The 14,550-nt window shown below is 61.2% G+C and carries 12 protein-coding genes; 6 read left to right on the plus strand and 6 right to left on the minus strand.

Annotated elements, in window-relative coordinates; translation table 11 throughout:
• Window positions 1-118 precede the first annotated feature (118 nt).
• Window positions 119-1,330, plus strand: a complete 1,212-nt coding sequence (gene chrA / locus PMI11_RS11170; protein WP_037071145.1) for a chromate efflux transporter — start codon at window positions 119-121, stop codon at window positions 1,328-1,330.
• 15 nt (window positions 1,331-1,345) lie between these two features.
• On the opposite strand, the gene PMI11_RS11175 is transcribed toward chrA, so the two are convergent.
• The gene (locus tag PMI11_RS11175; protein WP_007816754.1) at window positions 1,346-2,200 is read right to left on the minus strand and encodes an acyl-CoA thioester hydrolase/BAAT C-terminal domain-containing protein; all 855 of its coding nucleotides are present in this window, start codon (window positions 2,198-2,200) and stop codon (window positions 1,346-1,348) included.
• Window positions 2,201-2,274: 74 nt separating this feature from the next.
• Here PMI11_RS11175 and PMI11_RS11180 point away from each other — a divergent pair, with 74 nt between their 5' ends.
• Window positions 2,275-3,054: a class I SAM-dependent methyltransferase gene (locus PMI11_RS11180; protein WP_007816755.1), complete on the plus strand. Its 780-nt coding sequence runs from the start codon at window positions 2,275-2,277 to the stop codon at window positions 3,052-3,054.
• Window positions 3,055-3,102: 48 nt separating this feature from the next.
• Here the strand turns inward: PMI11_RS11180 and PMI11_RS11185 are convergent, their stop codons facing one another.
• Both PMI11_RS11185 and PMI11_RS11190 read right to left on the minus strand, forming a co-directional pair.
• The gene (locus PMI11_RS11185) at window positions 3,103-3,915 is read right to left on the minus strand and encodes a class I SAM-dependent methyltransferase (RefSeq protein WP_007816757.1); all 813 of its coding nucleotides are present in this window, start codon (window positions 3,913-3,915) and stop codon (window positions 3,103-3,105) included.
• A gap of 55 nt (window positions 3,916-3,970) precedes the next feature.
• Entirely contained in the window at window positions 3,971-4,702 is a 732-nt protein-coding gene (locus PMI11_RS11190; protein WP_007816760.1) for an ROK family protein, read from the minus strand.
• Between the two features lie 174 nt (window positions 4,703-4,876).
• On the opposite strand from PMI11_RS11190, the gene PMI11_RS11195 reads away from it, so the two are divergent.
• Complete coding sequence (locus tag PMI11_RS11195) at window positions 4,877-7,300, plus strand: glucan 1,4-alpha-glucosidase (protein WP_007816762.1); 2,424 nt, start codon at window positions 4,877-4,879, stop codon at window positions 7,298-7,300.
• Window positions 7,301-7,478: 178 nt separating this feature from the next.
• Here PMI11_RS11195 and PMI11_RS11200 read toward each other — a convergent pair whose 3' ends face one another.
• A complete protein-coding gene (locus PMI11_RS11200) occupies window positions 7,479-8,549 on the minus strand; it encodes a GGDEF domain-containing protein (RefSeq protein WP_007816765.1) in 1,071 nt (356 codons plus the stop codon).
• 363 nt (window positions 8,550-8,912) lie between these two features.
• Between PMI11_RS11200 and PMI11_RS11205 the strand changes: the two genes are divergently transcribed.
• Window positions 8,913-9,149 (plus strand): hypothetical protein, encoded by a 237-nt coding sequence (locus PMI11_RS11205; RefSeq protein ID WP_007816768.1) that lies wholly within the window; start codon window positions 8,913-8,915, stop codon window positions 9,147-9,149.
• A gap of 16 nt (window positions 9,150-9,165) precedes the next feature.
• Here PMI11_RS11205 and PMI11_RS11210 read toward each other — a convergent pair whose 3' ends face one another.
• Together PMI11_RS11210 and fumC are read right to left on the minus strand one after the other, a co-directional pair.
• Window positions 9,166-10,773: a fumarate hydratase gene (locus PMI11_RS11210; protein ID WP_007816770.1), complete on the minus strand. Its 1,608-nt coding sequence runs from the start codon at window positions 10,771-10,773 to the stop codon at window positions 9,166-9,168.
• A 271-nt stretch (window positions 10,774-11,044) separates the two neighbouring features.
• A complete protein-coding gene (gene fumC / locus PMI11_RS11215; protein WP_007816772.1) occupies window positions 11,045-12,436 on the minus strand; it encodes a class II fumarate hydratase in 1,392 nt (463 codons plus the stop codon).
• A gap of 92 nt (window positions 12,437-12,528) precedes the next feature.
• Between fumC and PMI11_RS37285 the strand changes: the two genes are divergently transcribed.
• Both PMI11_RS37285 and PMI11_RS11220 read left to right on the plus strand, forming a co-directional pair.
• Complete coding sequence (locus PMI11_RS37285) at window positions 12,529-12,777, plus strand: hypothetical protein (RefSeq protein ID WP_157179621.1); 249 nt, start codon at window positions 12,529-12,531, stop codon at window positions 12,775-12,777.
• An 89-nt stretch (window positions 12,778-12,866) separates the two neighbouring features.
• Window positions 12,867-14,550, plus strand: a 1,684-nt coding sequence (locus PMI11_RS11220; protein WP_037071146.1) for a L,D-transpeptidase family protein, incomplete at its 3' end; no start/stop codon positions are given.

A 14,550-nucleotide genomic window follows, 5' to 3' on the forward strand; every position in this document is an offset into this window, starting at 1 on the left:
ACAAGATCTGCAAAGGCTTATTCGACTGACATCGAAAATTGCCTGTTGTCATCGCGCTGTCATTAATGATGAGGATACGGGTCGGTGAATGGGGGATATTGGCGTGGATGCAAAGGAAATGACCGAGGAGAAGACGGCGGCTCCACCGGCAGGTACGCCTGCGGAGGTCTTCGGCGCCTTCCTGAAGCTTGGCCTCACCTCGTTCGGCGGGCCGATCGCGCATCTCGGCTATTTCCGCAACGAGCTGGTGACGCGCCGCAAATGGATCGATGAGAAGGGTTATGCCGATCTCGTCGCCCTCTGTCAGTTCCTTCCCGGTCCCGCGTCTAGCCAGGTCGGCTTTGCCATGGGATTGCTGCGCGGCGGGCCGCTGGGGGCGCTTGCGGCGTGGAGCGCGTTCACGCTTCCCTCCGCCCTGATCCTGTTCATCTTTGCAACCGCCGCCACCGCACTCGACAATCCTCTCGGACAGGGCCTGCTGCACGGATTGAAGCTCGTTGCCGTCGCTGTCGTGGCACAAGCCGTCTGGGGCATGGCGCGATCGCTGACACCCGACAAGCCGCGCGCCGGCATCGCGCTGGCCGCGATTTTCATCGTGACGTCGATGGGAGCGCTCGGCCAGCTCGCAGCCATCATGCTGGGTGCAATTTCCGGGCTCGTGCTTTGTCGCGAGGCCGCCGCCGGGCACAAGGCAAGTTTTTCGTTCGGAATATCGCGATCTGCAGGGGTCACCTGCCTGCTGGCGTTCCTGCTCCTGCTGTTCGGACTGCCGCTTATCGTTTCCATCATGGATTGGCAGGGGCTGCGCCTCTTCGATGCCTTCTATCGCTCAGGCGCGCTGGTTTTCGGTGGCGGCCATGTCGTCCTGCCGCTGCTCGAGGCGGCGGTCGTGAGGCCGGGCTGGGTTTCGGAAAACGCGTTTCTCGCCGGTTACGGTGTTGCGCAGGCCGTGCCTGGTCCGCTTTTCACGTTTTCGGCCTATCTCGGAGCGGTGATGGGGCCGACTCCCAACGGTATCGCGGGCGCAGCCATCGCTCTGGCCGCCATCTTTCTGCCCGGCTTTCTGCTGCTGCTCGGCACCCTGCCTTTCTGGGACAGGCTCAGCACCTATCCGCTGGCGCAGGCGGCCATGCGCGGCGCAAACGCCGCCGTGGTCGGCGTGCTGGGTGCGGCCCTCTACAATCCGGTATGGACAAGCGCGGTCCTTACATCGGCCGATTTTGCTCTTGCCCTGTCCGGCTTCCTTCTGCTGGTGGTCTGGAAGGCGCCGCCATGGATCGTCGTGATGCTGATGGCAGCCAGTTCGATCCTGCTGCAACTTTCCGCCTGAACCGTATCGGGCCAGTCAATCCTTTGGCGACAAAGCGGCTTCTATCGCCGCCCATGCCGCCCGGCCGAGCCTTGCATCCGCTGCATCGTTGCCGCCATGGGCGCGAAGGCTGGAGCGGGGCGTCGTCTCGCCTGGAAGCAGTACCCGATGGCCCGCCTCGGGGTCAACGAGCAGTGACAGCGGCCTGCCGCCTTTTTCGCGCCGGCTGGCAAGCTCACGCGCAAAGCTCTCTGACGGCCAGAGTGCATCGTCTCCGCCGGCCACGAGGACTAGGTCTGCGGTGGCTTTCTCGATGGGAATCTGCGCTCGCCGCAGCGTTTGCTCGTCGGTCTCCAGGCATTTTTCGAAGAAGGAACGATAGGACACCAGCCCATCGCGATAGTCCCGCTCCCAGGTGGGATCGGCGGGGACGAATTCCAGTGGCTCTCCCTTCCAGGTCCAGGATGAACGTTCGGGCCATTCTCTGCCGTCCTTGCCAGGCCCGATATTGCCCCAGACAACCGAGCTCGGGCTGATCGCTATAACAGCGTTCACGCGCGGGTCCAGGGTGGCGACAAGCAAGGCCGCCTCTGCGCCTTTCGATGTCCCGACGAAGACGATGCGCCGGCATCCCCGCGAAATCAGGCGGTCCGTGGCGTCACAGAAGGTTTCCAGCGGGATTTCGCAAATGCCGGGCGATTGCCCCGTTGCGCCGAACCATTGCAGCGCCAGTGCTTTCGCGCCGGCCCCGGCAAACAATCTCGCACGATCGATATCGACCCTGCCGCTGGAACCGCTGAGCACGACGACACCGGTCTCATTCGCATCGGGCCGGGAGACGAATGCGCCGTTTACCCGGCCTTCGAGCCGTTCGATTTTGCAGCTGTCCATCGCGCTTGTTACCATGCTGACATCTTGTTGAATTATCGGATGGTTCTCGACTGTCACTGAGGACGGAGCCTATCATGGTCGAGCATGCGCGTGCAGGGGCCTCTTTCGAGGATGCCGATGTCGTCAGCAACTATCCTTTCCGTCCGCCATATCCCGAGGCGATCTACGAGAAGCTGCTTGCCATCGCACCTAAGCGCAGCTGCCTACTGGATATAGGATGCGGCCCCGGCAAGATTTCACGGCCGCTCTCACGGCATTTCGAAAGGGTCATCGCCGTCGATCCATCCCTCCACATGATCGAGCTTGGCCAGAGCCTGGAGGAAGGGCGGGCACGCAATCTTCACTGGATCGTCGGTTTCGCCGAGGATGTCGATATCCCCGATCGTCCCGACCTCATCGTTGCTGCCGCGAGCATCCACTGGATGGATCACAAGCGGCTTTTCGCGCGGCTGAAAACCTATGCCGCCGCCGATCACAGGATGGCCGTCGTCTCTGGGGATGCGCCTTTCCAACCGGCCTGGGAAGCAGACTGGCAGTCTTTTCTGACCAGATGGGTTCCTGCCATAACAGGCGAGGCGTTCGATCCCATTGGCAAGCGGGAAAGCTGGTCGGCCTACAAGGCGTTCCTCGACATCGAAGGCTCTGAACATTTCCACTCCGCTCCATTCGAGCAAAGCGTCGAAGACTTCATTCGCTGCCAGCATTCGCGCGATACGTTCGCACCATCCCGTCTGGCCGGCAGGATGAACGAGTTCGACGGAGAGCTCGGCGAGATGCTGGCTCCCTATGCTCGCGAACGAAAACTGAGTTTCATCATCCGGACGAAACTGGTCTGGGGCTCGATCAGGTTGTGATCTGCCTGTGCCCAAAACCGCAATCCGGCCCGTCAAGATGTTGAACTTCTAGGCCACTGCCATGATGACGTGAGCCTGAATTTTGGCGGCAACCTCACTGTCGCCATGCCGGTCGGCAATCGCGGATGCGGCACAGTCGGTCGCAATGTCCAGTTTTCCCGGAGCTCTGGCTTCGATTTCGCTCCGAAGGACGGTCCCGTGGCAATAGGCGAGGGCGGGAATCCGGGGCGAGGATGCGCGGCTTTGTTCGGCCTTCGTTTCGATCACCACATGGGAGAAACCCGCCTCTTCCAGCTCGGCGCGGATCAGCGCCTTGTCATGATAGCCATGCGGCGTGCGGGCCAGGAAGCGCGGCGGATCATCCGGAAACATCGTCGCAAGGGCATTCGTCACATCGTCGGCAAAAACATTCTCCTCGATGCGGTCCCACACGTTGAACAGGAAATGTCCGCCGGGCTTCAGGACACGCTTTGCTTCGCGGTAGCCGGATATGCGGTTTGGGAAGAACATCGCGCCGAACTGACATAAGACGAGATCGAAGGCGGCATTTTCAAACGGCAGCGCCAGAGCATCCGCCTGGCGCCATTCCAGGCGACTGTCGAAGCCTTGCTGCGAAGCGGCGTAGTCGAGCATCGGCTGGTTGAGGTCGGTGATGATATAGCGTGCGCCCGACGACAGTTTCGGCGCCAGTGTGCGGGTGACGACCCCAGTGCCTGCGGCAGTTTCGAGAACGGTGCCGGGCGACAGGGATGCTGCTCTCCGGGCAAGATCCACGGCGAAGGGCTCGAAAATCAGCGGCACCATATAGTGGTCGTAGTTTTCCGGGATCGAGCCGACGAACAGCTTGTCCTTTTCCAGCATTGTCGTCACCTTCCGCCGCCCAACAGGGCTTCAAACACATCGGGTTCACTGCCGCTCACAGCCGCAGGCTTTCGTCCAACCAGACCCGGAAGCCGCCGCGGAAGGCGTTGTCGTTGCTGCCGCGCCGGCATTTGGGCGGCAGATCCTTCAGCTTTTCGACGTTGCCGCCACCGATGACGATATAATCAGGCAGCAGGGCGGCGGCCAGGCGGTCGGCGACGTCGAAGACCGATTTTCGCCATCTGCCCTTACCGCGACCTTCCAGGCCGCGTTCGCCGACATAGTCCTCGAATGTCGCCTTCTTGTAGGGCATGTGCGCCAGTTCGAGCGGCATGCAGACGTTCTCGGCGATCATCGCCGAGCCGAGTCCGGTGCCGAGGCCAAGGAAGAGCATACGGCCGGCCTCGTAGCTGCCGATCGCCTGCATCAGCGCGTCATTGACCATGCGCACGGGCTTGCCGAGGGCTTTTTCGAAATCGAAGCCCTTCCATCCCGGGCCGAGGTTGAACGGATCGGCCGCGGGGCGGTGGGCAGCGACGGGGCCGGGATAACCCATGGCGACGACATCGTAGTGCCAGTCGGCGGTCAGATCGGTGAGGGCTGTCACCATCTTCGCCGCCGTCATCGCGCGCCCCGATACGACCGAGCGTCGCTCGCTGCCACTGCTGAGTTCCGCCTTCACATGCGAGCCACCTATATCGACGGCGAGCACGATGCGGCCGGCCGGCGCCGCAACCTTCGGCTTGGCTCGCTCAGGCGTCTGCTTTTCTTCCATTGTGTCAGCCATGGCTGGCGCTCCTCTCCGGCTGTACGCTTATTCCTTCCCGCGCTATTCTATAGGGCCCGCGCTATTCTATCGGGCGCAAGATCGTAGCCGGCTGTCAAGCCGGTATATTGCGGATCGCTTAATTTCATCTCACGATGGCACGGAAGACGAGCAAATAGAGCGGAGGAACAGCACTTGGCCTTTCCGACACGACCACCCGGTTCCGTCGAGCCGCCAGGTGCGCCGGGCATCGAGCCCCGATGGACGTCCAGCGACAAGAGCGCTGTTGGTACCGCCGTCAGTTCGGCGAGCTGCGTCTGGTTCACGGCAAGCCACGGCATCCTCAATGAGATCTACGCCCCACGGCTCGATATGGCCTGCGTGCGCGATTTCGGTTTCATCGTCACGGCTCCGGGCTATTTCTCCGAGGAGAAGCGCGACGCCGATCACAGCGTACAAGCGATCGAGGACGGCGTCCCGGCCTTCCGCCTCGTCAATACCTCCCGCGACGGGCGTTATCGCATCACCAAGACCATCTTTTCAGACCCTGAGCGCGAGGTGGTGCTGCAGGACATCCGCTTCGAGGCGCTGATAGGCAATCTCTCAGACTATCGGCTGCATGCGCTTGTTGCCCCACATCTCGTCAATGGCGGCGCCGACAACAACGGCTGGTACGATGATTTCAAGGGTCGGCAGATGCTGTTTGCCGAGGGTTCCGGGCGGTCGCTCGCCATTGCCGCTTCGGTGCCCTGGCTTGCGCGGTCAGTTGGCTATGTCGGCATCTCCGACGGCTGGCAGACGCTATCGCGCGGCGAGGGGCTGAATGAGGAGTACAGCTGCGCCACATCCGGCAATATCGCGCTGTCAGGAACGCTGGATATGCGGGCAGGCGAGGGGCAAGCTGGCCAAGGAAAGGCGCTGATCGCCATAGGCTTCGGCACGCAGCCGGAGGAAGCTGCCGTGCGCACGCTTCTCAGCCTTGAGCAGGGCGTTGAGCCGACGCTGAAACATTATCGCAGCGGCTGGCGGGAGTGGCAGTCCGGCCTGCTTGCGCTCGACGAGCCACATGATCCGACCCAGCTCAACCGCTATCGCGTCAGCACCGGCGTGCTCGCCACCCATCGCGACGATGCCTCCGGCGCCATCATCGCCAGCCTTTCCATCCCCTGGGGCTTCAGCAAAGGCGATGACGACCTTGGCGGTTATCATCTGGTGTGGACGCGCGATCTGGTGGAAACGGCGGGCGGTCTGCTTGCGGCCGGGGCCACAGCGGATGCACGCTCCGTGCTCGACTATCTCGCTGTCATCCAGGAAGCGGACGGCCATTGGGTGCAGAATGCCTGGCTGGACGGCAGACCCTACTGGTACGGCATCCAGATGGATGAGACGGCCTTTCCCATACTGCTCTACGATATGCTGCTGCGTGCGGGAGCGATCGACGCCTCGGAGAGGGGACGCTATCTGCCCATGGTCGAGGCGGCAGCGGGCTATATCGTCAGAAACGGCCCCGCCACCCAGGAGGATCGCTGGGAGGAGGATGCCGGCTACTCGCCGTTTACGCTTGCCGTGGAGATCGCCGGTCTGCTTGCGGCGGCCGATGCCGTGGAAGCGGCCGGTCGCCTGGATGCGGCGCACTATCTGCGCGAGGTCGCCGATGGCTGGAACGAGCGCATAGAGGAGTGGACCTACGCCACCGATACCGAACTGTCGCGCCGTCTCGGCGTCGAAGGCTATTATGTGCGCATCGCCTCGGCGACAGACGGCAGCCTGTCATTGCGGCGTGACTTCATTCCGATCCGCAATCGGGACGATCTCGGAGAGGTGCTTGAAGCGGACCTGCTGATAAGCCCGGATGCGCTTGCGCTGGTGCGCTTCGGCCTCCGCGCCGCCGACGACCCGCGCATGCTCGGCACAATCGCGGCAATCGATGCGGAGCTGCGCCGCGACCTTCCGGCCGGTCCCTACTGGTATCGCTACAATGACGACGGCTATGGCGAGCGCATCGGCGGTGCGCCCTTTGCCGGCAGCGGTGTCGGCAGGCTCTGGCCGCTCTTGACCGGCGAGCGTGCCCATTATGAACTCGCCGCCGGGCGAGCGGACGAAGCGCAGCGGATGCTTGCTGCGCTGGAAGCTTCGGCAAGCGAAGGTGGGCTCTTGCCTGAACAGATCTGGGACAGCGAGGACGTGCCGCAGCGCGAGCTTTTCCTCGGCCGACCCTCGGGCAGCGCCATGCCGCTCGTCTGGGCGCATGCCGAACATATCAAGCTGCTGCGCTCGCTGCGCGACGGCGTGATCTTCGACATGCCGCCCCAGACCTTTGCCCGCTATGTCGCAGCAAAGCCGGCGCCGGCACCGTTCTCCTGGCGGCTGACGGCCCGACGCGACCAGATGCCGGCGGGCCGGCGGCTCCGCATCGAAGTGCCCGAGCCCGCTCTGGTACGCTGGTCCACCGACGGCTGGGCAAGCGCCGCCGACAGCCCATGCCACGACACCGGCTTCGGCACTCATGTCTTCGACCTGCCGACGCAGGCGCTCGGCCCCGGCATGATCGACTTCACGATATTCTGGAAGGATGCGCAGCGTTGGGAGGGCGTGGATTTTCAAATCGAGGTGGATTGAGGCGGGACCCATTTCCGCCAGTCTCGCGGAATTCCAGCCAATAAGACAAGCGGCCGTTTCCGGTCGCTAAAGGGATTTGTTCCAATTTCTCTGTATTTCCGGAAGTATTTCCGAAAAAACTTGGGATCCGATTAGAGGCCAGCCCCAGGGGATCAGGACTAAAGTCCAGACCCAGGGATCAGGACTTGTAGATCAGCCAGCTCTTGGTGAATTCTTTCTGCATTCCGTCCTCATAGACGACGGTGCAGTTGCGGCCGGCGTTTTTCGCGCTGTAAAGCGCGATATCGCTCTTGGAGTAGAGCTCGCCGGCGTCGTCGGCGTGCGAGGCCATGCAGATGCCGATGGAGACCGTGACCGGGCCGTAATTGACGCGGGTGCGGGAATTCTTGAAGGGGGTGGATTCCAGCGTCCGGCGAATGCGCTCGGCGACCGCCGTCACTTCGTCCAGCGTGTTGCCGTCGATGATGAGCGCGAATTCCTCACCGCCGGTGCGGGCGACGAAAACATCGCGGCGGACATTGGTGCGGATGACGGAGGCGACCGTCGCCAGAACCTTGTCGCCGACCGGATGGCCGTAGGTGTCGTTGATCTTCTTGAAATTGTCGATGTCGGCGAGCAGCAGGGCCGTCACCGGGCGCAACGCCGGATTGTTGAAGACGGCGGCCAGCCGGTCGTCGAAAGCGCGGCGGTTGGAAAGGCGCGTCAGCGAGTCGGTATTGGCGATGCGCTTGTATTCGTCGAGTTCCTTGCGGACCTGATCCATCTCCTGCGAGCGTTGGACCATGTCCTCGACGGTCTTTTCGCCGTGGGTGATCGTATCGCCGGTTGCCTGGGTGAGCAGATCGATGGCGTTTTCGATGAGGTCGGCGCTGCTCGTGCTCTTGGAATTGATGCGCTTGCAGGTCTCGTTGAGCAGCCGGTTATAGCTTTCGAGCGAGGTCTGCTCCTGGCGCAGCACGCGCAGCAGGCCTTCCAGTTCGCCGGCGATGCGGCTATGGGCGTCGTCGAAGATCTTGGCAGGCGCCGTGTGGGAACAATGCTGGGTACCTAGCGCATCGAGCTCAGCCTGCGTCGCCTGGCTGCCGAGAGCGGCGAGGTCGCGGGTGAGTGCGGGGTTGGAACCGATATAGGCTTCGTAGAAAAGTTCGTAATTGCGGGGAATTGGTGCAACGCCCATGGAGCGCATTGCATAGGTGATCTGACCCGCCACATCGGGAACCTGCACCTTGGGCGCAACGGCCGTATTCATTCCGGCAACTCCTCATCCAATTCTTAAGCAATCTTCTATTTGTTATCTTAGATTTCTTGGGAAATGATTAAAGCGACATATACCAAAGATTACATACGATAAGTTTGATGGGCATCAATACTACGATCAGCCCTATGATTTTTCTCAAATATTTGTAAGTTCGACTGCAACGGAGACACCTCTTATGCGCGAGGTGCTCCAAAAAAGTTCAATCGTTTTGTCTTTTTAGGGATTGTTTTCGTTTTGTTGACGGTCGGTATCTTTTGTCTGGTCTACTGCCGGGCAGGGCGAAGTGACAGATTCTGTCTCAAGAAACCGGATTTTGGGGATCGGATCACGGTCTCCCCTTGAAGGCATGAGATCATGGAATCGTCTCGCCACACCTCACCCGCCATTCTCGCATTCGCCATCGTTGCCGGCTGTGCTTTTCTTTTACAGCAGACCGGCTTCTTCAACGGCATCTTCAGCACGGATATCCTCGCCAGCGTGAAGGCGGAGGATATTCTCAGTGCATCCGATATCGCCGCCATGGAACGACCTGTAGTTCAGCCCATGACGGCGGCCAGTATCGATCCGGCCGAGACGGCTTCGGTGCGATAGCCGGCAGGCTCAAGTCTCAGCCGAGGTTCAGCTCCTGGAAGAAGTCATTGCCCTTGTCGTCGATGACGATGAAGGCCGGGAAGTCTTCCACCTCGATCTTCCAGACTGCTTCCATGCCGAGTTCGGGATATTCCAGCACATCGACCTTGCGGATACAGTCTTGCGCCAGGCGGGCGGCCGGGCCGCCGATGGAACCGAGATAGAAGCCCTGATGCTTCTTGCAGGCCTCGCGCACGGCGCGTGAGCGGTTGCCTTTGGCGAGCATGACCATCGAGCCGCCGAAGGACTGGAACTGGTCGACATAGCTATCCATGCGGCCAGCGGTCGTCGGGCCGAAGGAGCCGGAGGCATAGCCGGCAGGGGTCTTGGCCGGGCCAGCATAGTAGACAGGGTGGTTCTTCATATAGTCGGGCATGCCTTCGCCCTTTTCCAGCCGTTCGCGGATCTTGGCATGTGCTAGATCACGGGCGACGATGATCGTACCCGATAGTGACAGGCGCGTCTTGACCGGGTGCTTTGAAAGCTCCGCGAGAATATCGGCCATCGGCTGGTTGAGATCGACACGCACCATGGATTCGGAAAGCTTGGCCTCGTCGATCTCGGGCATGTACTTGGACGGATCGGTTTCCAGCTGCTCGATGAAGATGCCGTCGCGGGTGATCTTGCCCTTGGCTTGGCGGTCGGCGGAACAGGAAACGCCGAGCCCGATCGGCAGCGAGGCACCGTGGCGGGGCAGGCGGATGACGCGCACGTCATGACAGAAATACTTGCCGCCGAACTGGGCGCCGACACCGAGGCTCTGCGTCAGCTTGTGGATTTCCTTTTCCATCTCGATGTCGCGGAAGGCATGGCCGTTTTCGGAGCCTTCGGTCGGCAGTTCATCGAGGTAGCGGGTGGAGGCGAGCTTGACCGTCTTCAGGTTCATCTCGGCCGAGGTACCGCCGATGACGATCGCCAGATGGTAGGGGGGACAGGCTGCCGTACCTAACGTGAGGATCTTCTCCTTGAGGAAGTCCAGCATGCGGTCATGCGACAGGAGCGAGGGCGTTCCCTGGAAGAGGAAGGTCTTGTTGGCCGAGCCGCCGCCCTTGGCGACGAAGAGGAAGTCGTAGCTATCGGTGCCTTCCTCATAGATATCGATCTGCGCCGGCAGATTGTTCTTGGTGTTCTTTTCCTCGAACATCTTGATGGGGGCGAGCTGCGAATAGCGCAGGTTCTTCTTTTCATAGGCGTCGAGCACGCCCTTCGAAAGGGCAGCGGTATCGCCGCCTTCGGTCCAGACGCGGCGGCCCTTCTTGCCCATGATGATTGCCGTGCCGGTATCCTGGCACATGGGCAGCACGCCGCCGGCGGCGATATTGGCATTCTTCAGGAGGTCATAGGCGACGAAACGATCATTGTCGGTCGCTTCGGGATCGTCGAGGATCGAGGCAAGTTGCTTCAGATGGCCGGGGCGCAGGAGATGGTTGATGTCAGCGAAGGCCGTTTCGGCGAGCAGGCGGATGCCCTCAGGGTCGACGCTCAGGATCTCCTGACCCTTGAAGCTGTCGACCGAGACATAGTCGCTGCTGATCTTGCGGTAAGGGGTGGTGTCGGCGCCGAGGGGAAAGAGATCGTCAGCCATCGAAGTGACCTTTCTGGTGGGATATTTTGGAACCGGTCTAAATCTGGCGCAGGGTAAAAGCAATTAGGGAGGGCGCGGGTTTAGTGGCGAAAATGCCGCGGCCGGGCGGGCTCCACTTTCCTCAAAAACAAAAAAGACCGGCAGAGCCAGCCTTTGATTGTTGAGACGCTTCCCGTTACTCGACGTCATCCTCGGGCTTGTCCCGAGGATCTGCTACGTATCGACCGGCAGCAGATGCTCGGGACAAGCCCGAGCATGATGGAAGAAGGGTTTACTTCGGGCTGATCATCGTCTCCGCGCGCACGATCGCGTCATATTCCTCAGATGTCACCAGCCCGCTCGCCAGCGCCTCTTCCTTCAGCGTCGTACCATTCTTATGCGCCGTCTTGGCGATCTTGGCGGCCGCATCGTAGCCGATCTTCGGCGCAAGGGCGGTCACCAGCATCAGCGAACGTTCGAGGCCGGCCTTAATATTGTCTTCGCGGGCCTCGATGCCGACGACACAATTGTCGGTGAAGGAGAGAGCGGCGTCGCCGAGGAGCTGCACCGACTGCAGGAAGTTGTAAGCCATCATCGGATTGTAGACGTTGAGCTCGAAATGGCCCTGGCTGTCGGCGAAGGTGAGAGCCGCATGGTTGCCGAAGACGTGGATGCAGACTTGCGTCAGGGCCTCGCACTGGGTGGGGTTCACCTTGCCGGGCATGATCGAGGAGCCGGGCTCGTTTTCAGGCAGCGCCAGTTCGCCGAGGCCAGCGCGCGGGCCGGAGCCGAGAAGGCGGATGTCATTGGCGATCTTGAAAAGGGCAGCGGCGGCCGCATTGATCGCGCCATGGGCGAAGACCATCGAATCATGCGAGGCGAGGGCCTCGAACTTGTTCGGCGCGGTCACGAAAGGCATGTCGGTGATGACGGCGATCTCTTCGGCGACCTTTTCGGCAAAACCGACGGGCGCATTGAGACCGGTGCCGACGGCGGTGCCGCCCTGGGCGAGTTCGCAGAGGCCGGGCAGGGTCATTTCGATACGCTTGATGGCCGAGCCCACCTGCGCGGCGTAGCCTGAAAATTCCTGGCCCAGCGTCAGCGGCGTCGCATCCTGCGTATGGGTGCGGCCGATCTTGATGATGTGGCTGAATTCCGTGACCTTCATGTCGAGCGCGGCATGCAGATGCTTCAGCGAAGGCAGCAGGTGGTGAGCGATCTGTTCGGCGCAGGCGATGTGCATGGCGGTCGGGTAGGTGTCGTTCGACGACTGGCTCATATTAACGTGATCGTTCGGGTGGACCGGCTTCTTGGAACCCATGACGCCGCCCAGCATTTCTATGGCACGATTGGAGATCACTTCATTGGCATTCATATTGGACTGCGTGCCGGAACCGGTCTGCCAGACGACCAGCGGGAAATGGTCGTTCAGCTTGCCGTCTATCACCTCCTGGGCGGCATCCACGATAGATTTGCCGATGCCTGCATCGAGCTGGCCGAGCGCCATGTTGGCACGCGCCGCCGCCTGCTTGACGATGCCGAGCGCACGCACGATCGAGAGCGGCTGCTTTTCCCAGCCGATCTTGAAATTACCGAGAGAACGCTGCGCCTGCGCGCCCCAATATCGGTCGCTGGCGACTTCGATCGGGCCAAATGTATCGGTTTCGGTGCGGGTGGAACTCATGGCTTCGTGCCTTCCTGTCACATGCTGTTAAGGGCAGTCTTTGGAGATGAGGGACTTATAGGGTGGAACGCTTTCCAAGAAAACCGGACGCCATGCGAAATATTGAAAATGGATCTCATGTTTTGCGTCGCCATCGAGGGCGCCTTACGGCGTGTTTTTTCGGCCACGCCGGGAAATTAATGCAAGGAGCGACAGAAAGCGCCCTTTCTCGGACAAGAAAATTCGGTAAAAAATTAACTAATAATTTCATAATTTTGTGTGAACTGCTGCGCGGCGTTCGCGTTCGACCCCGTCACACAAAGTTGAGCCTGAAAACGCTGGCGGCGCAGGCCGGTTTCTGATGAAAGAGCCGCGGCTGCCGGGAATTCTGGAAGAATTGATCTGAGCCTTTTTGCTCGACAACAGCATGATACTGGAACTGGAAAACAAGATGAAATTCGTTTTGAAAAGCGCGGTTTCCGCATTGGCACTTTCCTGCGTGATGGGCGCGGTTCCTGCGCATGCCTATACGTTGATGGACATGCTGCGCGGCGACCGGGCAAGAAGCGGCCAGAGCACGATCATCATGGATCCTTCGGCTCCGATGCGCGGCAATCCCGGCAATCGTAACGGCCTTGGCGGCGATATCGATCCGGAAGCCGCGATGCCGAAGGTTTCCAGCCCGCGCTACTACACCTACAAGGCTGAAACCTTGCTGTTTGTCGATACCGCGAAGTTTGCCGATCCTGTCGTCACCGGCGCGGTCGCCGACGTCTCCGGCACGGCCACGACCGACGGTGCTCCGCAGCGCCACTTCCTGACGGAAGCCAAGGTTCGCGCCAATGCCGATGTCGCCAAGGCCCTGCAGGCCTATTACGGTGACGGCAAGAACCCGCTCATCTGGGTGTCCGGCGAGGGCGTCAATGATCACGGCAAGGCAGCCCTCAGCGTGCTCGCCGATGCAGCAAGTGTCGGCCTCGACCCGGCCGATTACGCCGTGTCCGAGCCGAGCATCGATCCGGCCAATCCGGATCCTGACGTTCGCGACCGGGTGCTGACGCAGTTCGAACTGGCGCTCTCCTCCAAGGTTCTCGCCTACGTGCAGGACACGACGCGCGGCCGCGTCGATCCCAACAAGCTCTCCGGCTACCATGATTTCCAGCGCAAGGTCGTCAAGCTCGATCCGGTGCTGAAGCTCTCCCGCATGAGCCCTGACGTCGCGGCCTATCTTTCCAGCCGCAACCCCGACAGCACGCAGTTCCTGGCGCTGAAGGCCGAGCTTGCGAAGCTGCGCGCCGCCGACGGCGGCAATGAAGCGCCGATCATCATTTCGCTCACGTCCCTGCTGCGCCCGGGCGACAGCTCGCCGGAAGTCGCCAACATCGTCAAGGCGATCCAGAAGAATGGTTCGGAAGAGCTGAAGACCGCGCATGCGGCCACCTTCTCAGCCTATACCGGCAGCAGCGACTATTCGCCCGAGATCGTGTCACTGGTCGAGGACTTCCAGAAAGAACATGGCCTGAAACCCGATGGCGTCATCGGCCAGGCGACCGTGCGCACCATGACCGGCGGCGACAGCAACGGCTCCAAGATCGACAAACTCGTCGTTGCCATGGAGCAGGCACGCTGGCTGCCTGAGGATCTCGGCTCGCGCTATGTGATGATCAACCAGCCGGCCTTCATGGCCTATTACTATAACGACTCCAAGCAGCAGCTGGCGATGCGCACCGTCGTCGGCGGCAAGAACAACCAGACCTATTTCTTCGACGACGAGATCGAAACGGTCGAGTTCAACCCGTTCTGGGGCGTGCCGCAGTCGATCATCATCAACGAAATGCTGCCGAAGCTGCGCTCCGACCCGAACTATCTGGACCAGATGGGCTACGAGGTCGAAGTCGGCGGCCATGCCGTTCCGTCCTCCAGCGTCGACTGGTACGGTTCGACGCAGAACATTTCGGTGCGCCAGCCGCCGAGCAGCGACAATGCGCTGGGTGAACTGAAGATCCTGTTCCCGAACAGCCATGCCATCTACATGCATGACACGCCCTCGAAGAGCTTCTTCAAGCGTGACATGCGTGCGCTCAGCCACGGCTGCGTGCGCCTCGCAGACCCGCGCGCCATGGCGGCCGCCGTTC

It is taken from the genome of Rhizobium sp. CF142 (assembly GCF_000281145.1).
Taxonomy (GTDB): domain Bacteria; phylum Pseudomonadota; class Alphaproteobacteria; order Rhizobiales; family Rhizobiaceae; genus Rhizobium.